General features: G+C 46.3%; 26 protein-coding genes. 14 read left to right on the plus strand and 12 right to left on the minus strand.

Translation table 11 applies throughout. The annotated features are described in order from the left end of the window. Window positions 1–32 precede the first annotated feature (32 nt). From moaCB to WAE59_RS15090, 10 genes are read right to left on the minus strand one after another with little or no spacing between them, the layout of a single operon-like run. Window positions 33–941, minus strand: coding sequence for a bifunctional molybdenum cofactor biosynthesis protein MoaC/MoaB (gene moaCB / locus WAE59_RS15045; protein ID WP_337856804.1), 909 nt, complete (start codon window positions 939–941; stop codon window positions 33–35). Between the two features lies 1 nt (window position 942). Next, the gene (locus tag WAE59_RS15050) at window positions 943–1,386 is read right to left on the minus strand and encodes a molybdenum cofactor biosynthesis protein MoaE (RefSeq protein ID WP_337856805.1); all 444 of its coding nucleotides are present in this window, start codon (window positions 1,384–1,386) and stop codon (window positions 943–945) included. Beyond that, window positions 1,383–2,489, minus strand: a complete 1,107-nt coding sequence (locus tag WAE59_RS15055; protein ID WP_337856806.1) for a ThiF family adenylyltransferase — start codon at window positions 2,487–2,489, stop codon at window positions 1,383–1,385. Before WAE59_RS15055 ends, WAE59_RS15050 begins: the two co-directional genes overlap by 4 nt. A 3-nt stretch (window positions 2,490–2,492) precedes the next feature. Further along, window positions 2,493–2,726 (minus strand): MoaD/ThiS family protein, encoded by a 234-nt coding sequence (locus WAE59_RS15060; protein ID WP_337856807.1) that lies wholly within the window; start codon window positions 2,724–2,726, stop codon window positions 2,493–2,495. A gap of 3 nt (window positions 2,727–2,729) precedes the next feature. Next, the gene (locus WAE59_RS15065; protein WP_337856808.1) at window positions 2,730–3,236 is read right to left on the minus strand and encodes a molybdopterin-binding protein; all 507 of its coding nucleotides are present in this window, start codon (window positions 3,234–3,236) and stop codon (window positions 2,730–2,732) included. Beyond that, on the minus strand, window positions 3,229–3,969 hold the full coding sequence (locus WAE59_RS15070; protein ID WP_337856809.1) for a sulfite exporter TauE/SafE family protein: 741 nt from the start codon (window positions 3,967–3,969) through the stop codon (window positions 3,229–3,231). The genes WAE59_RS15065 and WAE59_RS15070 overlap by 8 nt, the downstream gene beginning before the upstream one ends. Before the next feature lie 5 nt (window positions 3,970–3,974). Further along, window positions 3,975–5,153: a molybdopterin molybdotransferase MoeA gene (locus WAE59_RS15075; RefSeq protein ID WP_337856810.1), complete on the minus strand. Its 1,179-nt coding sequence runs from the start codon at window positions 5,151–5,153 to the stop codon at window positions 3,975–3,977. A gap of 8 nt (window positions 5,154–5,161) precedes the next feature. Further along, a complete protein-coding gene (gene moaA, locus WAE59_RS15080) occupies window positions 5,162–6,142 on the minus strand; it encodes a GTP 3',8-cyclase MoaA (protein ID WP_337856811.1) in 981 nt (326 codons plus the stop codon). After that, the gene (locus WAE59_RS15085; protein WP_337856812.1) at window positions 6,139–6,729 is read right to left on the minus strand and encodes a nucleotidyltransferase family protein; all 591 of its coding nucleotides are present in this window, start codon (window positions 6,727–6,729) and stop codon (window positions 6,139–6,141) included. The genes moaA and WAE59_RS15085 overlap by 4 nt, the downstream gene beginning before the upstream one ends. Continuing rightward, window positions 6,729–7,835, minus strand: a complete 1,107-nt coding sequence (locus WAE59_RS15090) for an XdhC family protein (RefSeq protein WP_337856813.1) — start codon at window positions 7,833–7,835, stop codon at window positions 6,729–6,731. The genes WAE59_RS15085 and WAE59_RS15090 overlap by 1 nt, the downstream gene beginning before the upstream one ends. 136 nt (window positions 7,836–7,971) lie before the next feature. Between WAE59_RS15090 and WAE59_RS15095 the strand changes: the two genes are divergently transcribed. The 4 genes from WAE59_RS15095 (at window position 7,972) to WAE59_RS15110 (ending at window position 13,311) form a co-directional block, all read left to right on the plus strand. Then, entirely contained in the window at window positions 7,972–8,940 is a 969-nt protein-coding gene (locus WAE59_RS15095) for a family 43 glycosylhydrolase (protein ID WP_337856814.1), read from the plus strand. A gap of 98 nt (window positions 8,941–9,038) precedes the next feature. Next, window positions 9,039–10,988, plus strand: coding sequence for a DUF1800 domain-containing protein (locus WAE59_RS15100; protein ID WP_337856815.1), 1,950 nt, complete (start codon window positions 9,039–9,041; stop codon window positions 10,986–10,988). Window positions 10,989–11,007: 19 nt separating this feature from the next. Beyond that, window positions 11,008–12,273, plus strand: a complete 1,266-nt coding sequence (locus WAE59_RS15105) for a DUF1501 domain-containing protein (protein ID WP_337856816.1) — start codon at window positions 11,008–11,010, stop codon at window positions 12,271–12,273. Between the two features lie 9 nt (window positions 12,274–12,282). Then, the gene (locus WAE59_RS15110) at window positions 12,283–13,311 is read left to right on the plus strand and encodes a formylglycine-generating enzyme family protein (protein ID WP_337856817.1); all 1,029 of its coding nucleotides are present in this window, start codon (window positions 12,283–12,285) and stop codon (window positions 13,309–13,311) included. Between the two features lie 22 nt (window positions 13,312–13,333). Here WAE59_RS15110 and WAE59_RS15115 read toward each other — a convergent pair whose 3' ends face one another. Together WAE59_RS15115 and hemW are read right to left on the minus strand one after the other, a co-directional pair. After that, entirely contained in the window at window positions 13,334–14,641 is a 1,308-nt protein-coding gene (locus WAE59_RS15115) for a DUF3472 domain-containing protein (RefSeq protein WP_337856818.1), read from the minus strand. Between the two features lie 101 nt (window positions 14,642–14,742). Further along, window positions 14,743–15,882 carry a radical SAM family heme chaperone HemW gene (gene hemW, locus WAE59_RS15120; RefSeq protein ID WP_337856819.1) on the minus strand — a complete coding sequence of 380 codons (1,140 nt, stop codon included), beginning with the start codon at window positions 15,880–15,882 and terminating at the stop codon, window positions 14,743–14,745. 244 nt (window positions 15,883–16,126) lie between these two features. Here hemW and WAE59_RS15125 point away from each other — a divergent pair, with 244 nt between their 5' ends. The 10 genes from WAE59_RS15125 to WAE59_RS15170 all read left to right on the plus strand — a co-directional run bounded on the left by WAE59_RS15125 (window position 16,127) and on the right by WAE59_RS15170 (window position 22,310). Next, complete coding sequence (locus WAE59_RS15125) at window positions 16,127–17,206, plus strand: HlyD family secretion protein (RefSeq protein ID WP_337856820.1); 1,080 nt, start codon at window positions 16,127–16,129, stop codon at window positions 17,204–17,206. Between the two features lie 6 nt (window positions 17,207–17,212). Further along, window positions 17,213–19,375 carry a peptidase domain-containing ABC transporter gene (locus tag WAE59_RS15130; RefSeq protein ID WP_337856821.1) on the plus strand — a complete coding sequence of 721 codons (2,163 nt, stop codon included), beginning with the start codon at window positions 17,213–17,215 and terminating at the stop codon, window positions 19,373–19,375. A gap of 45 nt (window positions 19,376–19,420) precedes the next feature. After that, complete coding sequence (locus WAE59_RS15135) at window positions 19,421–20,692, plus strand: TolC family protein (RefSeq protein WP_337856822.1); 1,272 nt, start codon at window positions 19,421–19,423, stop codon at window positions 20,690–20,692. A 19-nt stretch (window positions 20,693–20,711) separates the two neighbouring features. After that, window positions 20,712–21,065, plus strand: coding sequence for a hypothetical protein (locus WAE59_RS15140; protein ID WP_337856823.1), 354 nt, complete (start codon window positions 20,712–20,714; stop codon window positions 21,063–21,065). 83 nt (window positions 21,066–21,148) lie between these two features. Further along, on the plus strand, window positions 21,149–21,325 hold the full coding sequence (locus WAE59_RS15145; protein ID WP_337856824.1) for a hypothetical protein: 177 nt from the start codon (window positions 21,149–21,151) through the stop codon (window positions 21,323–21,325). Between the two features lie 31 nt (window positions 21,326–21,356). After that, on the plus strand, window positions 21,357–21,527 hold the full coding sequence (locus WAE59_RS15150; RefSeq protein ID WP_337856825.1) for a hypothetical protein: 171 nt from the start codon (window positions 21,357–21,359) through the stop codon (window positions 21,525–21,527). Window positions 21,528–21,546: 19 nt separating this feature from the next. Then, on the plus strand, window positions 21,547–21,711 hold the full coding sequence (locus WAE59_RS15155; RefSeq protein ID WP_337856826.1) for a hypothetical protein: 165 nt from the start codon (window positions 21,547–21,549) through the stop codon (window positions 21,709–21,711). Window positions 21,712–21,723: 12 nt separating this feature from the next. Then, on the plus strand, window positions 21,724–21,909 hold the full coding sequence (locus WAE59_RS15160; RefSeq protein ID WP_337856827.1) for a hypothetical protein: 186 nt from the start codon (window positions 21,724–21,726) through the stop codon (window positions 21,907–21,909). A 25-nt stretch (window positions 21,910–21,934) separates the two neighbouring features. Beyond that, the gene (locus tag WAE59_RS15165; protein WP_337856828.1) at window positions 21,935–22,099 is read left to right on the plus strand and encodes a hypothetical protein; all 165 of its coding nucleotides are present in this window, start codon (window positions 21,935–21,937) and stop codon (window positions 22,097–22,099) included. An 88-nt stretch (window positions 22,100–22,187) separates the two neighbouring features. Beyond that, window positions 22,188–22,310 (plus strand): hypothetical protein, encoded by a 123-nt coding sequence (locus WAE59_RS15170; protein ID WP_337856829.1) that lies wholly within the window; start codon window positions 22,188–22,190, stop codon window positions 22,308–22,310. Window positions 22,311–22,423 lie beyond the last annotated feature (113 nt).

The raw sequence follows: 22,423 nt of genomic DNA on the forward strand, positions 1-22,423 counted from the left end.
GAGATTTAAGGCCTGGTTAAACCCGGGTTCCGTCAATGCTTCTGGCCTTTGTTGATTTTAAACAAATGCAAAACCTGTGGAAAGAGGGCCTGAAAACTTTCTTCGACACCACTTTTAGATCCTGGAAAGGTTAGCACCAGCGTTGATCCGATAAATCCGGCAACTCCCCTGGATAACATCGCGTAAGGCATGCGTTCCTGACCATACCGCCTTGCAGTCTCCATGATGCCCTCGATAGGACGTTCGATCAAGGGGCCAATAGCCTCCGGGGTAACATCGCGGGGCGAAAGACCTGTACCTCCGGTAAATATCAGGAGCTGATGTTCCGCTGAACACAACTGCAGCGCCTTTTCGCGTATTGCAGAGATCTCATCAGGTAATACTTCATAAGTCTGGGTCTCTATGCCAAACTGCTCGAGTAGGGCAATCAGGGTCCTGCCCGAGGTATCCGCAGCATTACCTTCGAATATGGAATCTGAACAGACCACAACTGCTGCTTTGAGTTCTGGGAAAGCAGTATTTTTAAGATCGGATTTACCGCCTGTTTTTTTCACTAGCCTGATCTGCTGAATTTCTACCGCCTTATCAATTGGCTTTAGCATATCATACATAGTCAGTGCCGTAATGGATGCACCATGCATGGCCTCCACTTCCACCCCGGTTTTATAGATGGTATGGACCTCCACGCTGATGATGATATTAAGTCCCTCGATCTCATAGCTGATTGAGGTATACTCAATCGGAAGGGGATGGCAGTCGGGGATCAGGTCACTGGTTTTTTTGACCCCCAATAAGCCCGCCGCCCGGGCAAATTCAAACACATCTCCTTTAGGGATTTTTCTTTGCTGGATCGCTGCTATGGTTTCCGGTCTGGAAACTTTTACAACAGCTGTTGCGATTGCGATCCTCAGACTGCTCGATTTTTGTGTGATGTTTACCATGTCACTTGTTTTCCTTCCATTGATGGCTCTGGTCTTCAAATATTTCTTTGCCCCATATTGGAAGCTCTGCTTTTATCCTTTCCACAATTTCAGTACAGGCCGCTATTGCCGCTTCGCGATGTGAAGAAGAACTGAATACAAAGAGGCAGATTTCTCCAGCCCCTACCATGCCTAGACTGTGGTGCACATGCATGCAGTGGAGCGGATACTTTTCAAAAATATCTTCCCTGATTTGCTGCATCTTTTCCAGGGCCAGTTCTTCAAAAGCAATGTAGCTGATGGCTTCAACAAACTTGTCTCCAACCTCGTCTCTCCTGACCTGGCCCATAAAAATGCTGTGGCCACCGATAGCTGTTTTTGTGCTGTGCCTGGAAATGCTTTCCGCTATAAACGCCGGACTTATCGGGCCTTGTACAAATATGTTCTTTACTTTTTTATCGCTCATAGGATACCATTCAATTGATTCCTCCATTTTACAATTCCGCCTTTGAGGCTATATATTTTCTTGGTTGCCCCATATTTTTGCTGCAATGCTTCAGCAGCGGCAACGCTCCGGATACCATGCTGACAAATAAGTACAATGTTTTCAGCTTCCACATTGCTGTCTAGAAAGTCTGCAAATCCGGACATAGGGATTTTGCTAAAAACTCCATCATCCAGCGCGGGCATTTCGTAGTTTTCCCGTACATCAATCAACAAAACTGAACTGTTACCTTGCATCGCATTTAATTGCTGGGCGTCAATTTCCAGGTAATCCTGTGGTAGTTCACAGCTGCTGCTGTCGTTATTTTGATTCAAAAAGTCTTTTTCAGTTGCTGGCATTTCGTAATCGGAATTAGGACTGAGGCTGATGATATATTGTGCCTGATTGAGTAAGTTGTAGTGAAGCAATTGGTTTAGGAGGGCTTCTCCAATGCCACTAATCAACTTAATGGTTTCTGAAGCGGCCATTGTGCCAAGAATACCCGGCAGGACACCCAGGACACCGCTTTCGGCACAATTCGGTATCTCTCCTGGCAGAGGAGGAATAGGGAAGATGTCCCTGTAATTCGTGCGCTGCTCTTTTGGGCCTGCGTTAAATATGGCCAATTGTCCTTCATATCCGGAAACTGCCGCAAAAACTAAAGGCTTAGCCAGCAAGGCACAGGCATCATTGATCAGGTATCTTGACTCAAAATTATCTGTGCCGTCAAGAATGATGTCATATTTTTTTAGGAGCTCCAGTATATTGTCTCGGCGAATCCGGAATGGGTGCGTTGCAATGCTGATCTCCGGATTCATTGCTTTCAGTTTCCTGCCGGCGACATCTGCTTTCAGTTCACCTACATCCTCAGTGCTGTATAAGATCTGGCGGTGGAGGTTAGACAGTGCAATGGTGTCATCATCTGCAATGCCGACATGCCCTATTCCCGCGGCAACCAGGTATTGCAGGGCCGGACATCCTAAGCCTCCTGCTCCAATGACCAGCACTTTAGCCTGAGATAGGCGCTGTTGCCCGCCCTCACCAAAACCATCCAGTATGGTTTGTCTATTGTATCTTTCTGACATCTTTTATCCTCCTGAAAATGGCGGCATGATTGCTATCTGATCGGAATTCGATAGATCTGGATTTCCCTGCACCATCTGCTTGTTCAGGGCCAGCTTATATTTTATCGTTCCCAGTAAGGGAAAGGTAGTTTCAAGGTGATGTTTCAGTTGTTCGATATTACTGATGTCCTTAAGCTCCAAATGTTGGTTTTCAATGAATTCAGAAATCTTTCCGAAGCTGATGATCTCAATTTTCATATGCTAATTTACCCTTAAAATGCTGATTTTATGCAATCCCTTTACAAATCTTCTGCCTGTCGCTTTGTCGGCAGGCACGAGCAGTGCGATATTGCCCTTTTCCGCTTTTTGGGGTTCCGTATCGAAGCTCTTCAATACCAGTATGTTGTTGTCGCTGCTGGAATTGAATACCTCATTCCACGACAAGACCACTTTGTAGCCATCCGTAGCCGTACAGACCAAATAATATTCACTGAGTGATTTTGGACTATCTGAGGTGGTCTCCAGTCCTGATAACAGTTCTTTTAAGGGTACTGCGGTAATATTTTTGATGCTGCTTTTACGCTGCATCAAATGGTTGTAGATGGTGATGCTATCCATTTTAACAGATGGGAAGCCGGCAAGGGAGCTAAGGTTAACCGTCATGGTTTTTTTCAGTTCTCCTTCTACAGTAAACTCTTTGCTCTCCTGTGCTTTGACGGAGAGGGCAGAAAGAAACAGGAAAGTAAGGAAATATTTCATCTTAAGCATGAGTAAATAATAGTTTGTAAGCTGCAAGGGCCAATACGCCCGCCAATACATTTTTCAGCACAGTTTGCGGGAATTTCAAAGCGCCGAAATAGGCGCCACAGATCCCGCCGAGGAAAGCAACCCCTACATAAGCCAGCATGTGACCGTTAAATGCAAACCCTTTGGTCAACTGGCCGGCAAGTCCTGCTACCGAGTTGACAAATATGAAAGCTGCACTGATGGCTGCAGTCTGCTTTTGGTCGGTCCATTTTAAGAGTAAAAGGATCGGGGAGAGTATGATGCCCCCGCCAATGCCAATCATGCCTGAAAGCAATCCAATGATACCACCTACGGCCAGAGAGAGGGGAAGACTGGTTGCTTTGAAATCCTTAGGGTCTGTATTTTTAAAAAACAGAAAGCGCACAACCGGTATCAGCAGCAATGCACCCAGGATTTTTTTATATGCTGAACTTTCAATCGCCATCATACCCCCAATGAAGGATAGTGGGATAGAGGCGAGCGCAAAAGGCCAGAAGGTCTTCCACCTGAAATGGCCGCCGCGGTAAAACTGTATAAAAGAAGTAGAAGAGACAAAAAGGTTCAACAATAATGCAGTAGGCTTCATGATTGCAGGTGATACGGCAAATATAGCCATCAACGCAAGATAGCCACTGGCGCCGCCATGGCCCACTGAGGCGTATAAAAATGCGACGGTAAACAGAAGACAGTAAAAAAGGATGAAATGTTCTTGCATCGTATTTATAGGGGTAGCAGTATTACACTAACCGGTTCCCCGGCCATAACTAGTTCTTGCATTTCGGTTAAGCAGATGAGACAATTTGCTTGTGCAAATGAGCTGAGCCTGAATGATTCCTGCGCGTCTAAAGGAGTTGCCTCGCCATTAGCATAACTTCCCTTAAGAAAATGTGTCAGGCCTGCTGTTTTTTGATAATCGCGACCGAGCTTCGCAGGAAGCTCAGTTGCGCTGTTTTTCTGTTGTGACAACTGCTTGAGCGCCGGGAGCACATAGTTGTAATAACAACTCAAAACAGAGGCCGGATTGCCTGGCAAGCCGAAGATCAGCTTAGATCCCTTCGTGCCAAAAAATAAGGGTTTACCAGGTTTTTGTTTTACCTTATGGAAGACCTGCTGCACAGCGCAGCGCTGGCTGGCTTCAGTGACAAAATCATAGTCTCCTACACTTACACCACCGGTCATCAGCACCACATCGCTATCTATCAATGCACGTTGGAGCAGTTCCGTGATCAGATCAGGATGGTCATCCGCTTCGAATAGCGCGACCTCAAGGATCCCTTCTGCTTTAAGCGCAGCTCCGAGCGAATAGGAACTTGATTCGTAAACCTGTCCGAATTTTAACGCTGTTCCTGGTTTTTGTAATTCCTTGCCAGTAACAATGATCGAAACTTTTGGCAAAGGGAAAATTTTCAGCTCAGTGGTACCGATCCCTGCAAGAAATCCGATGGCTGCAGGACTGAGCAATGTCCCTTTCTTCATCGCCAGTTGAGTGGCCTTGATTTCCGCACCCTGAGCACGTACATTAGCTCCCTTTTGCAGGTTCTTGTCCTGCACAATGATCCGGTCATTTTCCAGGACCACTTTTTCCTGCATCACCACTGTATCGGCTCCTTCGGGTAAGGGTGCACCCGTAAAGATGCGGCAGGTTTCGCCTTGTTGAATGGAAATGGGAAGCGCAGTTCCCGCAGCCATTTCGCCAACCACGACAAGTGCTTTGTCCATGTCTTCAAATTTCAGTGCATAGCCGTCCATAGAAGACTGTCGGAATGCAGGAATATCACAGCTTGCATGTATATCTTCCGCAAGTGTCAACCCACCTGCATTTTCCAGCCGCATAGTCATGGGTTCTAGCTGTATTGTGTTTTTGTAGATGAGGCTTTTCGCCTCGGCAACTGTGATCATGCGCTATATTATCCTCCAATGGTAATCATACTTCTGTTATTGATCGTATCCGCATCCAGCTGCTCAAAATGGGTGCCTAATTGTCCACCCAGTTCCTTTTTCTTATCCCATATGGAAGCCCTGATCAGGGGGAGTACATCCTCCTGATTCCTCAATGCAGTCAACAGATCGGTTTCCCCATCACTGAACAAACAGTTTTTAAGCTTACCATCGGCTGTCAGTCTCATGCGGTTGCAGGTGCTACAGAAAGGAGCAGTCATGGTACTGATGATGGCAAATGAACCCTCATGTCCGGGGATCATAAAACGTTTAGCCGTGTCATTGGGCTCGCCTGATACAGGGATCACCGTAAAATCTTTTGCGATAATGGAGAGGATTTCTTCCAGTGAACACATTTTGTTGCTCGTCCATTTATTGCCGCTAAAGGGCATAAATTCTATGAACCTGATCTGTATCGGATTATGCCGCGTCCATTCGATAAAATCACTGATCTCCCCGTCATTGAGGCCTTTCATGACGACCATGTTGATCTTGACCCCAATTTTGTGTTGCAGCAGCAGTTCAATATTGCTGCGAACCTGATGAAAGAGGTCCCGGCGTGTGATGAGCAGGAATTTTTCCGGCTGCAGGGTATCCAGACTGATGTTTATATTTTTAATCCCGGCCTGGATCAGGCTGGGCAGTAATTCGGCAATGCGCGTCCCGTTGGTGGTAATCACCAGCTCTACTGGGAGCTCGCCTAGTGCAGTGATGATCTGTGCTGCGTCCTTACGGACCAGAGGTTCCCCACCTGTCAGCCTGATCTTTTTTACACCCTGTGCTACGAAGATTTTGGCAAGTTCCAGGATCTCATGCGTCTGCATAAGCCTGGAAGCGGGCGTGAAATCATATTCCTCTTCCGGCATGCAATAGAAACAACGAAAGTTGCAGTTATCTGTAAGTGATATCCGCAAATAGTCGTGTAGCCTTCCAAAAGAGTCAGTGATCATTTTCGATGGATTAATTTTGTGTAATCGGCCTCGGTGTCTATATCGATGTGGCCTAGCTCAAATGTAACGATTTGTGTGTCATTTGGATGCAGTTTTAGCAGATTCTTTGCGCCTGGTTCGCCGTTTATGGCAAGAAGATGATCGAAATATGCATTGCTGAACAGTACCGGGCTACCTTGTGTTTGGGCATAGCCGCTGGCAATGATGTTTTTTGTACCCGCAGCTTTTGCACTAACCAGTGCGTTGATCACCCCCGGGCTCAGGAAGACCTGATCTGTTGCCGCGATGACCACACCATCCAGGTTTGGCTCCGCTTCCAGCAAAGCCGTTAAGCCCCTGCTGATGCTGGTCGACATGCCTTCCTGCCAACGTTCATTGACCAAATAATTAAGATCTGGACGAGGGCTCATCCTGGGCATCATATCTGCCTTATCGCCCAGCACCACCAATACAGGTTTGCAGGACGAATTCAGTGCAGCTTCAGTGGCGCGTTCCAGTAGTGTTTTACCTTCATAAATGAGCAGTTGTTTTGGTCTGCCCAGCCTGCTGGAGCTACCTGCCGCCAAGATTATAATTCCAGTGCCCATTAGGTTTTTCCATTTTCGTAAACATGTATGGGCGCTTTTTTTTCCTTCAGAAATTGGGCCGATGCACCCGTAAATACGGATTTGATCTCCGCTACGATCGCAATGGCAATTTCCTCTGCAGTTTCTGCACCAATGTCAAGCCCTATAGGGCCATAGACACGCCCGCTATGTTCCCTTGTATTTCGGTTCAGCTCGTCCAGCATACGGACCAGTTTCTTTTTCGGTCCCAGGGAGCCAATATAGGCTGCTCTGGTATCGAGCAGTGCGTTGAGCAGGGCCAGGTCATAATTATAATTGTGGGTCATCAATACGAAAGCAGTCTGCTCATCAATGGGAGTTTGGGCCAGTGCCTGTTCTGGCTTTGCGATCAGTATCCTGTTGGCATTCGGAAAACGCTGTGCCGAGGCATGACTGGGCCGTCCATCAACCACCGTCACTTCCCAACCAAGCAAGTAGGCGATTTCGGCCAATGGTTGTGCGTCATTTCCTGCACCTGCAATAACCAGGGATATCACTGGCCGCACAAACTCCAGAAAAGCCTCGGATTTTCCATGAGGAGAAGGATAGGTGTAAAAGCCGGAAGATTTACTTCGGTAAACTTCTTGCGCATCACTGATCAGAGCTTCGTTCCGGGCCTTTAGGAGAGATTCTCCTTCGCGGTAGACCATATAGGTGCCTGCCTGTTCCCTGCTGTTCAGGGAAAACAGCGTGGCCAGTACCGCATCCTCACGTCGCGACTGTAATTTGCTCAACATCCGGATAGGATTGAATTCTTCCTCTTCCTTGATGGGTTCAAAAAGAATGTAAACAATACCATTGCAGCCCAGTTGTACGCCAATCCTGGCATCTTCTTCATCAGTAGTGTCGTAGGTAATCAACTTATTTTCCTGTTGAACAATAGCAGAAAGGGCTTTCCTCAATGCATCGCCTTCCAGGCACCCTCCACTGATGGCTCCTGTTAAAGTGCCGTCTTCAGTGATGAGCATCCTCGCACCTGGTCTGCGGTAAGAAGAGCCTTCTACCTTCACAACTGTGGCAAGGGCGGTTTTCTTACCTTCTTTTTGTGCCTGATGGTAAGCTTTAAGTATATCGGCAGTTTCTTTCATTACTTTAATTTTCTTTAGCCTCCCAACTGGTTAGTTTCAAAGTTAGCAATTAGGCTTGTTATCCTTCTCAATACATTTAAATCCACGCTTAGTTTTAGTTCATGCGCATAGCTGGATAAAATCTTATATTTATGCAATGAATATTGCTTTTCGCCTTGCCTTTTTCTTTACCTTATTGCAACTGACAGTTTCAGGTCAGGATTTAAGGAAGGAAATACCTGCTCATGATCCGGTGATGATCCGGCAGGACAGCACTTACTACCTTTTTACTACCGGTAGGGGGATCAGCGTATGGTCTTCCAGGGACAGAGAACACTGGAAGGCTGAAAAACGGGTCTTTGATACAGCGCCTAAATGGGCGCTGGATTCGGTGAAAGGTTTCAATAACCACATCTGGGCACCGGATGTTTCTTTTTATAACGGAAAGTATTATCTCTATTATTCGGTTTCCATGTTTGGTAAAAACACTTCCTGCATTGGACTGGCTACAAATACGACGCTTCATCCCGATGATCCGGCTTACCAATGGATTGATCAGGGCCTGGTGATCCAGTCTGTTCCCGGACATACCAATTGGAATGCCATAGATCCTAATCTGATATTGGGGAAGGATGGTACACCTTACCTGGCCTTCGGCTCTTTTTGGGAGGGCATCAAGATGGTACGCCTGAAAAAAGATGGAAGACAGCCAGATGAGCCGCTGGATCAACTACAGACCCTCGCCAGGCGGGCAAAGACGGTTTCCGGAAATCCCATAGAAGCTCCTTTTATCTTCAGGAAAGGCAACTATTACTACCTTTTTTCTTCCATCGATTACTGTTGTAAAGGGGCCGAAAGCACCTATAAGATGATCGTGGGCCGCTCTGAAAATGTATTGGGCCCTTATCTGGATGCAGCCGGACTTCCATTGAAAGAAGGAGGGGGGACGTTGCTCCTGCAAGGTAATGGCGACTGGCATGGTGTAGGGCATAACGCAGTATGTACTTTTGAGGGGCAAGATTACCTGGTTTTCCATGGTTATGATGCTCAGGATGGGGGCAGGGCGAAGCTGCTGCTCCGCCCATTGAAATGGGAAAAGGGCTGGCCTAAATCGGAAAGTCTTTAAGCCTTTTGCGCAGGACTGCTTTTTTATTTATACCGCTTTAATCTTTTTAGCGTTTTAATTGTCATAGAGTTATCTATCACAGATATAAACTTCATGCCATGAAAACTTCAATCAAGGTGATTTCCTCTTTTATAGCGCTGCTGCTCTTTACAGTTTTGTTTTCTTCTTTTCAGAAAGAGAAAGCTGCAGCACTAAAGTTTGCCTTTCCTTATAGAAAAGCTGGGCTGACCGATCGGCAGGCTGCTGCACATCTCCTCAGCAGGTTTACTTATGGTGCGAAGGAAGGGGATATAGACCTGGTCGTAAAGACAGGTCTGGAGAAATGGTTTCAGCAACAACTGGATGGCCGCCAAAAGGATGAGGGGCTGGATAAAAAACTTATGGAATATACCGACATCAACCTCAGCAATTCAGAGGTGGAAAATAAATATCCACGACAGGCCAGGGTATTGCGTTTGGCCATTAAGGACGGGGCAATCAATAAAGATTCAGTAAATAAAGGCGATCAGAAAGCCTACCGCAAGCAATTACAGGATTATATGGAAGCCAATGGCCTGAAGCCAGAAGCAGAATTGATAAGACAATTCATCAATCAGAAAATCTTAAGGGCTGCCTATACAAATAACCAGTTGAGGGAACTGTTGACCGATTTCTGGTTCAACCATTTCAATGTGTCCCTGACCAAAAATCAGTGTGCCTCTTTTGTGCCTGCCTTTGAGCGGGATGTGATCCGTCCGAACGTTACAGGCAAGTTTCAGACCTTACTTATGGCTACTGCTAAATCACCGGCCATGCTCATTTACCTGGATAATTTTACGAGTACAGGCGAGCAGGGTGCGACCATGGATATGGACATGCAGATGATGGGCGAAAAGTTGAAACCCGCAGCCATCAACCGATTGAAACAATTGCAAAACAATAAAAAGAAAAGCGGTGGGCTGAACGAAAACTATGCCCGTGAAGTCATGGAACTACATACACTTGGTGTAGACGGCGGTTATTCACAGAGCGATGTGACCCAGGCTGCCAGGGTGCTTACAGGCTGGACGCTAGCGCCTATGGGAGCAGAAGGTTATGGCGCGGCAATGGAAAAGGTAATCGAAAAGGTGGGTGTTGCCAACCTGGAAAAGCGGGGTTTTGTTAGGGAGGGAGATTTTCTTTTTGTACCAACACGCCATGATAATGGAGAAAAAAAGGTACTAGGTAAAAAATTTGCTGCCGGTGGTGGCTATCAGGAGGGTGTTGAACTGTTGAGCATGCTGGCACACCATCAGAGCACAGCGAAGTTCATCTCCCGTAAACTGGCTGTACGCTTTGTAAATGACAATCCTGCGCCTAAACTTATAGATAAAATGGCTAAGGTATTCATCAGTAGTGACGGCAACATTGAACAGGTAATGATTGCAATGGTCTCTGCCCCGGAATTCTGGACTGCAGATGCGCTGAGAGAAAAAACCAAATCACCTTTTGAGCTGGCCATGAGTGCTGTTCGCAGCCTCAATGCGGAAATTACACAGCCCTATCAGCTCTTCAGCTGGATCAATAAAATGGGACAGAAAATGTACTATTATCAGGCCCCTACCGGCTTTCCTGACAGGGGACAGTATTGGATCAATACGGGTTCATTGCTGAACCGCATGAACTTTGGTCTGGCACTGGCATCGCAACGGATCCCTGGAGTACAGGTCAACCTTAGCGCGCTGAATGATAACCATGAACCGGAAAGTGCAGAGGCGGCTTTGGCAACCTATGGCAAAATGATCATGCCGGAGCGGAACCTGCAGGAGACGATAAAGCGGTTGAAGCCGATGCTAAACGATCCGGACCTGGTGACGAAAGTGCAGAATGCTGCAGCAAAAGCACCTGTACCACAGCCGGAAAGCACAATGACCGCAGAGGGGGATATGATGATGATGGGCGCTGCGGTTCCAAAAAGGGAGAACCCGAAAAAGAATGCTGGTAATGTGCAGCTGGCGGGCGGCAACAATAGCATGCTGGCACAAGTAGTAGGCGTCATTATCGGGTCGCCTGAATTTCAACGGAAATAAGACATTTAAATAGAAAGCCATGACTTCAAGAAGAGGATTTTTAAAAGCAGGCGGACTCGCCTTGTTTGGCATCGGTCTGGGGGGTGTTCCTGGATTCCTGATGGATGCCGTTGCTGGTACCCAACCTTTGGGTTTGTTCAAAAGAAGAAAGATTTTGGTTTGTATCTTCCAGCGCGGTGCAATGGATGGGCTGGCTGCAGTTACCCCTTTTACCGACGAATACCTCAAGGCCGCAAGACCGACCTTATTTATGTCGGCGGCCAAAAGTACCCCTGGCAAATCACTGATCGATCTGGACGGCCGTTTTGGCCTGCACCCTTCGATGGCGGGTTTTGAAAGCGTGTTCCGCGACAAACGCCTGGGGATCGTTCATGGTATCGGTTCGCCGAATACCACACGTTCCCATTTCGATGCGCAGGATTATATGGAATCGGGTACGCCTTTTAAGAAGGGAACTGAAAGCGGCTGGCTCAACCGTGCAGTCGGGCTGCTGGGACACGATGCGGCAACGCCTTTTCAAGGCGTAAGCCTTACCTCTTCTTTGCCGAGGGCTTTTTATGGCAATAATCCGGCTGTGGCAATCAGCAATCTTCAGGACTTCAACATCCAGATGCGGGGCAATGTCAGGGGTGCCAATCTTGCCGCAAAAAGTTTTGAGGACCTGTACGATCAGACCTCTTCGGGTCTCCTGAAAGAAACGGGAAAAGAGAGTTTTGATGCCATTAAAATGCTGCAGAAAACCGATACTAAAAATTATAAACCCGCTAACAATGCGGTTTACCCCAATACAAGCCTCGGCAATTCACTGAAGCAGATCGCTCAGCTGATCAAGATGGACGTCGGCATGGAAGTGGCCTTTGCAGAGTCGGGAGGATGGGATACGCATTTCAATCAGGGTGCAGATACCGGCATTTTTGCCAGGAATGTAAACGACCTGAGTCAAAGCATCATGGCCTTTTGGAGCGATATGGGTACCCTGCAGGATGATGTGACCGTGATGACCATGACGGAATTTGGACGTACAGTGAAACAAAATGGTACCGGTGGTACCGACCATGGCAGGGCTTCCTGTAATTTTATCCTGGGGAATGGCGTAAAAGGCGGGCAGGTACATGGTTTGGTAAACCCTTTGTCTGTAGAGAACCTGGAGGATGGCCGGGACCTGGCTGTGACTACAGATTTCAGGAGCGTTTTCAGCGAAGTGGCAGATAAGCATCTGAATATTTACAATGACAAGGTACTCTTTCCAGACTGGGATGGTAAAAAAATTGGCGTAATGGCGTAGATTTGCGTAATGAGGAGCACTTTTTTCAGTTTATTTATTTCCGTAATCTTACTGTCCTGTCAGGCTCCGGCTACGAAAACGGCGGTGCTGACCGACAGCGCACAGATGTCCTGTAGTGCCGATATGCCTAAAAGATATGGGCCTTTTCCGGATTCTGTGATCGAGCAGATGAAACCAAAAAGACTGATTTCAAAAAAAGGAATGAAATATATTCCCTCCGGTACCTTCAGGATGGGGGCCAGCGACAATGAAGGCCGGGAAGATGAATACCCTGTCAGGGAGATGAAGGTAAAGGGGTTTTGGATCGATGAAACTGAGGTAACCAATGCCCAGTTTGCAGCTTTTGTGAAAGCGACAGGATACGTTACCCAGGCGGAGCAGAAGCCGGACTGGGAAGAAATAAAAAAGCAAGTGCCCCCGGGTACGCCGAAGCCAGCAGAGGAGCTGCTTCAGGCCGCATCCTTAACTTTCTCACCGCCGCAGCAGGCGGTCGACCTGAATGATGTCTCACAATGGTGGCGCTGGACTCCGGGTGCCAACTGGAAGCATCCGCAGGGACCTGCAAGCACAATTAATGGTAAGGACAATTATCCTGTCACACAGGTTTCCTGGACGGATGCCAGGGCTTATGCAGATTGGGCTGGAAAAAGGCTTCCTACGGAAGCGGAATGGGAATTTGCAGCAAGGGGCGGACTAAAAGACAAAAAATATCCATGGGGTGATGAAGATCCGCTCGTTGGGAAGGCCAAAGCAAATACTTGGCAGGGCAGCTTTCCTTATTCAGATACCAAGGCCGATGGTTTCGGCAGTGCTGCGGCTGTCAGGTCATTTGAACCCAACGGCTACGGCTTATACGATATGGCAGGAAATGTATGGGAATGGACCGCAGACTGGTACAATGATCAGGAAAAGACGGTAAGAGGAGGCTCATTCATGTGCCATTCTTCCTATTGTAAGGGCTATAGGGTAACTGCCAGAATGAAATCGACTATAGATACAGGATTGGAGAATACCGGCTTCCGCTGTGTGGCCAACTGATATTCTCCTTACGCTGATTTCCCTATGGTAATCGATCAAAATCGATCATGGGATGTACTTTTCCTGAAGGCTTCCTTTCCAATCCGGTACCCATTGGGGTAAAATCATCGAAGAAACCACAGTTTTTCAGGTAGAAAGCATCCTTTTCAGCACCACCCGCATAATCTTTCCGGTAATTGACCCTGGCCGTATTATCGGCCGAAAAATTTGCAGCAGTGACTTCGTGCCAGTTGCCCTCCGCATCGATAGCCCATTGGTTTTGGTACATGGCCTTGCGGCTCTGGTCGCCCGTTTGTGGGGAAAAGCATTCTAAAAAGGAATGAAGCCCTTTGAGGTAAGTGGCCGACTGTGGCCGCTCAAAACTGGCCACCAATTGCCACTTGTCTTTTTCCAGGTCTTTGAAATAGGCAGTGTAAGTAGTCGATTTCTTCAACTGGTTGGGCTGTGCGCGGATCAGAAAGGCATAACGTTTTCCAGCCTTCCAGGGATAGACCATATAGCTCTGTCCTCCGGAACCTTCATTGCCGAATTCCCCTGTTTTGGTATCAGGGCCTTTTTTCAGCATGAGCACTTTCATGTTGTCAGGAATTTCCTTAGGGTTGTCTGTTTGGAACGGGCTCCAAATGGAAAACAGGACCCGGCGTTCCGTAGCTGAATTGCTCTGCATCCCAAAATAGCCACCGCTGAAGCCATTGGCCATATAGTAAGTTCCCAGGATATCCTGACCTTCAGGAACAATGATCTCATTATAGAACCACTCGGTTTTAGATGCCGCTGCGGCAGGGATTGTATAATTGAGATGCACCGAAGGCCCCCTATGGCCCCAGTAAAAGAAATTCCCTTCATTGTCCTTGACATAGCTGGCTCCTTTCTCCAGAGCGGAACCGCTTACGATCAGGTCTGAGACCTCCGCATATACCTCAGCTGTTCTGGATAGCCCGCGAATCTCCAGTTTGACGTAGCCTGCTTTTCTGATTTGGATACTGCCTATAGGCACTACTTTCCATTCCTGGTTTTCCAGTTCCTTGTGGAGCGTAGCTCCGGGAGCCACAATGCTAATTTTGCTTTTTCCTCCCGGGACCCGAAGCTTCAGGGAGAGGTCAGCCTGGCCAGAGGCCTCTGTTCTGAAATAGAGCGTGATGATGTCTGTGGCGGCCGACCAATTGCTGATGCCGTTATTCTTGAGGCGGGCCGTTGCATTTTTACTGAGCCAGGCATTGCCACCTAAGGGGAGGCTGATGCTTGATGCTTCATCTTTCGGACTGGCGATAAGACTGAAGCTGAGCAGGAGCTGAAAGGTCAGGAATAAGAGGTAATAATTTCTTTTCATGTTCATTTGTTGCTAGTGTATTTCAGTGCTGAATTTAGCAATAGAACATGGAAGCAGCGAATCTCAAAGCCCTCAAACTTCGCGCAACCGTTTGCGTGATCTTATTGGTGGTCTTCCTGCGTCAGGAAGAATTCAGAGGCAATATAGTCTGCGAATAGCTTTCCTTCTGCACTAAGGATCAGGTATTCATCCTGTCGAATTACCCATTGCCGTTCAATAAAGATCTTACTGTTGCGGATCGTGTCCTCGAGATAAATTTTGCCGTATTCTGTCAGAATCTTCTGGAGACTGATGCCCCACATGGTTCGTACTGCAGTCATCACATACTCATTAAAACGGTCATGCTGGTTCAGTTCTTCTATACCCTCTGCCAGCTCGCCAATTTGCAGTTTGCTCAGGTAGGCTGCATTGTTAGCGATGTTGTGAAAGCGCGTTTGTCCATCAAAGCCATGTGCAGAGGGGCCGATGCCGAGGTAGGGAACCCCTCTCCAGTAATTGGTATTGTGTACGGCATATTTGCCGGGTTTGCTGTAATTGGAAATTTCATAATGCTCAAATCCAGCGGCGTTTAGTTTTTCGATCAGCATGCCGAACTGGGCAGCACTTTGTTCATCATTTACGGGTGGTTGCTGCCCGCGTTTGATCGCGCTTGCCAGGGCAGTTCTGGGCTCCACGGTAAGCGAATAGCCCGAGATGTGGGGCACTTCAAATTCCAGCGCGCGGTTGATGTTGCTGAGCCACTTACTATCCGTTAGTAAGGGGTAACCATAGATAAGGTCTATGCTCAGGTTTTCGAAGCCTGCATCCTGGCTTCTCTTGATGCAGTCCTCTGCTTCATTGGCGTTATGTGCCCTGTTCATCCAACGCAGGTCTTCATCAAAAAAAGATTGGATCCCAATGCTGAAGCGGTTGACGGGTAATTGCCGGAGTTCTGAAATCTTCCTGGCATCCAGGTCATCCGGATTGGCCTCAATGGTGATTTCTGCGGCAGAGTCGACAGTGTAATGTCTGGTGATGGTCTCAAAGATTTGCTGAAAATGTCTTGTGGAAAGGACGGAAGGTGTACCCCCGCCAAAGTAAACAGTACCCACTTGATCTTGAATGCGGCTTTTTTTCAATACGAGTTCTTTGCAGATCGCAGCGGTCATTTCGTCGATATACTTCATCGACGTGCTGAAATGAAAATCGCAATAGCTACAGGCTTTTTTACAAAATGGGACATGTATATAAATTCCGGACATAGGAGGAGGGTACTGTAAATAACGAATTCTTGCTCGATAATGACGAATTCTTATGCCAAAGGTACGGTTAAAAAATCGGCATGGAAAAAAAGACGAGTGGCATAGTTGTTGATTTGCCAGATAAAAAGTAATTGAACTAATTTTTAAACCAAATACTATGAACAAGCAAAATATGTAACGCAGGATCTATACCCAATTCAGTGCCGCCCTATATTCAATCATCCCTATTAAATAAATGCGCTCAGTGAAAAGAAACATCATCTACATGGCGATGTTGGCAATTGTTGTGATCTGTATTGCAATGATGCCAATCATCAAGGTTCCCATCTCTACCTCAGCCCGAGGATTCATCAGGTCTGTTACCGAAAACACCAAGATCATGTCAGTGGTCAGTGGAAGGGTAATCAAGTCCAATCTAAAAAACAACAACCAGTATGTCAAAGCCGGAGATACTTTGCTCATCATTACATCGGAGCATTTGGGAGCGAAAAGACAGCTCCAAAATGGTTTGAACGTAGATTATGAAGCTCAGTTTTCAGATCTTTCCAAATTGGTGAAAAAGGATTTCAAAAATCTTTCTACCGGTCAGTACCAGAAAGAAGTCGCGGCTTTACATGAAAAGGTCGCCGAACTGACCGCGCAGCTAGACTTATCGCGCAAGGATCTTTCCCGGGCTAAAGTCCTGTTTGGGCAGGGTGTAATCCCCCAGGCGGAATACGATAAGACTTTCTTTACCTACCAAAATTTAAAAAGCCAGGTCAGTTCCACAGAGGAACAGCAGATGGCGCAGTGGCAGGCCCAGAAGCGGGAAGTCCAGCGGCAGTTGACCACCATTAAAAACGACATCTCCCAGTTGAATATCGAAGGGGAAAATTATGTCATCAAAGCACCGATTTCCGGCCGGCTGGTGAACCTCTCCGGTTTGCAGCAGGGCAATTATGTGATTCAGGGGCAGAGCATCGTAGAGGTCTCTGCAGACGACAACCTGATAGCAGAATGTACTGTCTCTCCTAATGACGTGGGTTTGATCAAAAAAGGACAGAAAGTCAAGTACCAGATGGATACCTACAATTACAACCAATGGGGTATGGCAGAGGGTAAAGTCCTGGACATCGATCAAAACCTCGTCATCGCCGAAAACAACGAGAGTTTTTTCCGGGTGAAATGCAGCGTAGATCAGTCATTCCTGGAACTCAGAAATGGGTATAAAGGACAAATTCAAAAAGGTAGCACCTACACCGCACGCTTTTATCTTTTAGACCGAACGTTATGGCAATTGCTCTTCGACAGAGTAGACGATTGGTTTAACCCCAACCTTATCTAACCAAACATGAAAAACGGAACTTTAATTAAACAGCACGACATTCAAGATTGTGGTGCAGCCTGCCTGTCGTCTGTCGCGGCGCATTATGGGCTGAACCTGCCTATCGCCAGGATACGGCAAATCTGCCATACAGATACCAGAGGCACGAATGTACTGGGAATGATCCAAGGCCTCAATGAAATGGGATTTAATGCCAAAGGGGTAAAAGGTGGTCTGGATGCATTGGCCCAGATTCCCCTGCCGGCCATTGCACATGTTGTCGTGATGCAGCAGTTGCACCATTACATCGTGATTTACAAAGTAGACAAAACGCATGTCCACGTCATGGACCCTGCCCGCGGGAAGATGGAGAAATACAGCCTGGAAGAATTTGGCAAAATCTGGACTGGGGTCATGATCCTACTGGAGCCAAATGAGTACTTCGAACAAAGGAATGAAAAAGTCGGAGTCTATGGCCGTTTTTGGAATCTGGTGCAGCCTCATAAATCAGTGGTTTTACAAGCAGTAGTGGGTGCGGTGATCTATACTGTTCTAGGCTTGTCTACTTCCCTGTATATAGAAAAAATTACCGATTATGTATTGATCGATGGCAATCTCCGCCTGCTCAACCTGCTCTCTATCGGGATGATCCTGATCCTGCTGTTCCAGATTTTTATCGGAGCCATGAAAAGCATCCTGGTTTTGGAGACAGGACAGCGCATAGATAAATACCTGATCCTGGGCTATTACAAACACATACTTACGCTCCCTCAAAGGTTTTTCGATACGATGAAGGTCGGAGAGATCATTTCCAGGGTCAATGATGCTGTAAAGATCAGGACCTTCATCAATGACGTCTCCATCCAGATCGTGGTCAATATCTTTATCGTGATCTTTTCTTTTGCCCTCATGTTCAGTTACTACTGGAAACTGGCCCTGGTACTGGCATTGGTCATTCCCTTTTATTTCGGGGTATACTGGATTGTAAACAGACTCAATAGGAAAGTAGAAAGAAAGCTCATGGAGGATGGAGCCGAACTGGAATCCCACCTGGTAGAATCCCTAAATTCCGTGAAGACCATCAAGCAGTTTGGTATAGAAACCTTCGCCAATAATAAAACAGACAACCGCTTTAGTACGCTCCTGAAAACAGTATATAAATCGGTCATGAACAGTTTGTTCTCTGGCAGTGCAGCCGAGTTTCTTTCGCGTGTCTTTACCATCATCCTGTTGTGGGTGGGATCAAAATACGTTATTGAAAGGATTATTACACCTGGAGAACTGCTTTCTTTTTATGCCCTGATCGGGTACTTCACCAGTCCTGTAACCGAGTTGATCGGGATGAACAAGACCATTCAGAATGCGATCATTGCCTCTGACCGTTTGTTTGAGATCATGGATCTAGAGCGGGAGGAGCTCACCGACAAACTCGACCTGCTTGCCGCTAACGTGGGCGACATTACTTTCAGTAACGTGTCTTTCAGTTATGGTTCAAGGGTCGATGTCTTTAATGATTTTAGTTGTGCCTTTAAAAGAGGGGAGACTACCGCAATTGTAGGGGAGAGCGGCTCGGGGAAAACCACCATTGCCGCATTGATGCAAAACCTTTACCCCCTAAAAAAAGGTAAAATCCTGATCGGACAATACGATCTGAATTACATCTCCAATCATTCGCTCCGCCAGATCGTTTCTGTAGTTCCCCAGCAAATAGATTTGTTTTCGGGAAATGTCATTGACAACATTGCGCTCGGTGAAGATTTCCCGGATGTGCAGCGGATCCTAGACGTCACCAAAAGCCTTGGTATTTTACCGTTCATAGAAAAACTACCCAGCGGATTTCAGACCTACCTGGGTGAAAACGGGGCGATGCTTTCAGGTGGACAGAAGCAGCGCATCGCGATTGCCAGGGCATTGTATAAGAATCCTGAGATCCTGATCCTCGACGAAGCAACCTCTTCCCTGGACACCGAGTCTGAACAGATCATCCAAAAAACGCTGTCGGATTTTAAGTTGGCGGGTAAGACTATGATCGTCATCGCGCACCGCTTGAGCACCATTGCAAATGCCGACCAGATCTTAGTGCTCAAGGAGGGTAAGGTGGTTGAGCAAGGCAACCATCAGGAATTATTAGCAAAAGATTCCGTGTACAGGAGCATGTGGGAAAAACAAACACTAGCATTGGAGGTATAGATGAGGTTTAGAATTTGTGTTTGTCTGCCAGCATTACTTTTGGTCATGTCACTTACGGCCTCTGCCCAGGAAAAATGGTCATTATCACGCTGCATTGAGTATGCTTATGAGAACAATCTGGAAGTCATGAGCAGCAAAGTGAACAATGGGGTTAAAGTTGTGGAACTTAAAATGGCGAGAAATGAGCGCCTGCCTGATCTCAATTCCTATATGAACATGTATTCCAAATTTGGTCAGGCACAGGATGTTTTTGGTACCACGAGAAGGAACGACAATTTAAATGCTGAAGCCGGTTTCAGTTCAGATGTATTGATCTATAACCATAGTAAACTGCAGAATGAAGTGAAGCGGGCAGATCTCCTGGTTGAGGTCAGTGAAGAAGAACTGGCTTCCATCAAAAGAAACATTGCCATGAAAGTGATCGAGGGGTATCTGTCTATCCAGTTGAATAAAGAGATTGCCCGGGCGGTAGACAGTTCTGCTTTCTATGCAAACCTGCAATATGAAAAGGCAGTAAAGACAACACAGGCAGGGACTACGGCACTTACGGTGCAGTATGAAGCACAGGCCAATCTGGCGAGGGAAAAGCAAAAACTTCAGAAAGCAAAACAAGACATCGAAAGGGCAAGGATCAGTTTAGCACAGTTGTTGCAAATAGAAAATTCCCGTGCTTTCGATGTGGCAGAGGAAAGCAGTGAACTTTCGGCGCTGTCCCAGACCTTGACTGAAGCGGTCGACAAAACCACTGCTACACATCCGGAAATGAAACGTTTGTCGCTGCTCAGGCAGGCAGCAGAACTCGATCACAAGATCATCAGGGCAGGCCTGTACCCAACGGTCAAAGGAAGTGCCCTGGTGGGAAGCCTCTATTTCAATAGTCTGGTATCAAGCGGGGACATGCTGTTTTTTGATCAGATGAAGAACAATTTCGCACAGCAGGTTGCTGTCACGGTATCCATTCCTATTTTCAATAAAGGCCGGGTCAAAAACCAGATCGCAAAAAATAACCTGGCCCTTAAACAAAACGCCATTGATGTCCTGCAGCGGCAGGCCACGATTAAACAGGAAATTGAGAAAATGTATTTCGACTACCAGGCCTATATGGATCAGTTTAATGCAGCTCAGGATGTACTCAACAGCGCCCGGACTGCACTGAGCTTCACTTCCAAAAGTTTCGATGCAGGCAAGAGTTCTATTTACGACCTCAATGTCTCGCGGAGCAATTACCTGACCGCGGAAAGCGAAATGTTACAGGCCAAATATAATGGCCTTTTCGTATCCAAAATGATCAGATTTTATATCGAACAAAGATTGTAAACCCTATAACTATAACATTATGCAACTTTTTAAGCAAATCGACAGACTAAATTTATTAGATAAACTGGTCTCACAAAAGCGTACAGGTAATCCAGAATGTTTAGCGAGAAGGCTGAATTTGTCCGTATCGAGGTTAGCAAGGATTATAGAATACCTGAGGACTTCCGGGGCACCGATCCAGTATGATAGGATGCTTCAAACCTATTATTATGAAACCGACTATCGGATCTTCATTCAGGTCAACATGCATCCCCTTACTGAGCTTGATGCCAAAGCTTACAATGCAGGTGCTTATGTGGGACAGGGAGGCTCCATATTTACCAATATCCAAAACCTATTGGGCATCAATAATTTTTTTAAAGTTTTTTGTTAAAAAAAATCCAATAAAAATTGGAATGCTTTTTTTGAGCATTGGGTTAAAATAAATTTGATATAGAAATTAAAAACAACCTAACTATGGAAAATCAATTTATTTACAATGACCTGAGCCAGGAAGAGCTGGTCAGTCTTGAAGGAGGAGTAAGAGACCCTTATGATGCACAGGGTGGATCTGGTGATTATGGGATCAACAGTCCAAACGGATGTATCCCGAATCCCTTTGATAAAATCCTTAAGCCTAACAGTACGTTCTAAAACTGCTTACAATTAACAAATAATCATACCTATGGAAACTTTAGAAATGAAAACACTTGGCATTCAGGAGCTGGATGCAAGGGAAATGCAGGAACTCGAAGGAGGAATCTGGATTGAAGCTGCTGGTCTGGCACTGGCTGTATTCGCATTTGGTTACTCAATTGGAAAAGATCTGGCCGAAGCTGATCGTAGAAATCACTAAACTTTAAAAAATTAAGCACATGAACACAGAATCATTAAACTTAGAAGTATTAGACAATGCTGATTTGATGAGCATTGATGGTGGTAAGATGTCACCTAAATCTGCATTAATTATCGGAGGCTTATTTGTGGTTTCTCCTATTTTGGGCGCCGGAGCTTTGCTTGGCTATTATGTAAACTCTTAAAAATAATTTGATATGGAAACTTTAGAAATGAAAGTGCTTGGTATCCAGGAGCTGGATTCAAGAGAAATGCGTGAACTGGATGGTGGTGTTATCGATCCGGTATCAGTTGCCCTTGGTGCTGCAGCTTTGGGATTGGCACTCTTCCAGTTTGGTTACTCCATCGGAAAAGACCTGGCAGAAGCTGATCGTAGACATTAATCATTAATCAAAAAAAATTAAGACCATGAATACAGAAACATTAAACTTAGAAGTACTGGATCACTCAGAATTGATGGAGATCGAAGGTGGTAAAATGTCGCCAAAATCAGCACTAATCATTGGAGGTTTATTTATTGTGTCCCCTATTTTGGGTGCAGGCGCATTGCTTGGCTACTATGTAAACTCCTAGTTTTAATAAAGATACTTTTTAGTATTGAATACATTTATTTTTCCCGGCGCTCCTGGTTGAGCGTCGGGAAAAACTTAATTATAAGCCTATGAATTTAGTAATCGGATGTTGTCTTTTGGTCATTGGTATTGTGACCCCGCAAAAGCCTTTGAAGTATGCCTTGTTGATCGCCAGTATTTTAGTTATTTCCTATACTTTCTTCCGGCCCTAACTAATACCAGGGATCAGGCTACTTGGTTATTTCTCCATTTAATATTACCTTTGAGTATCATTGGGTTATTGATTTGACCCAGCTTCAAAAAGAAAATATTCAAAGGTTCAATT

The organism is Pedobacter sp. GR22-6, from assembly GCF_037402555.1.
Taxonomy (GTDB): Bacteria; Bacteroidota; Bacteroidia; order Sphingobacteriales; family Sphingobacteriaceae; genus Pedobacter.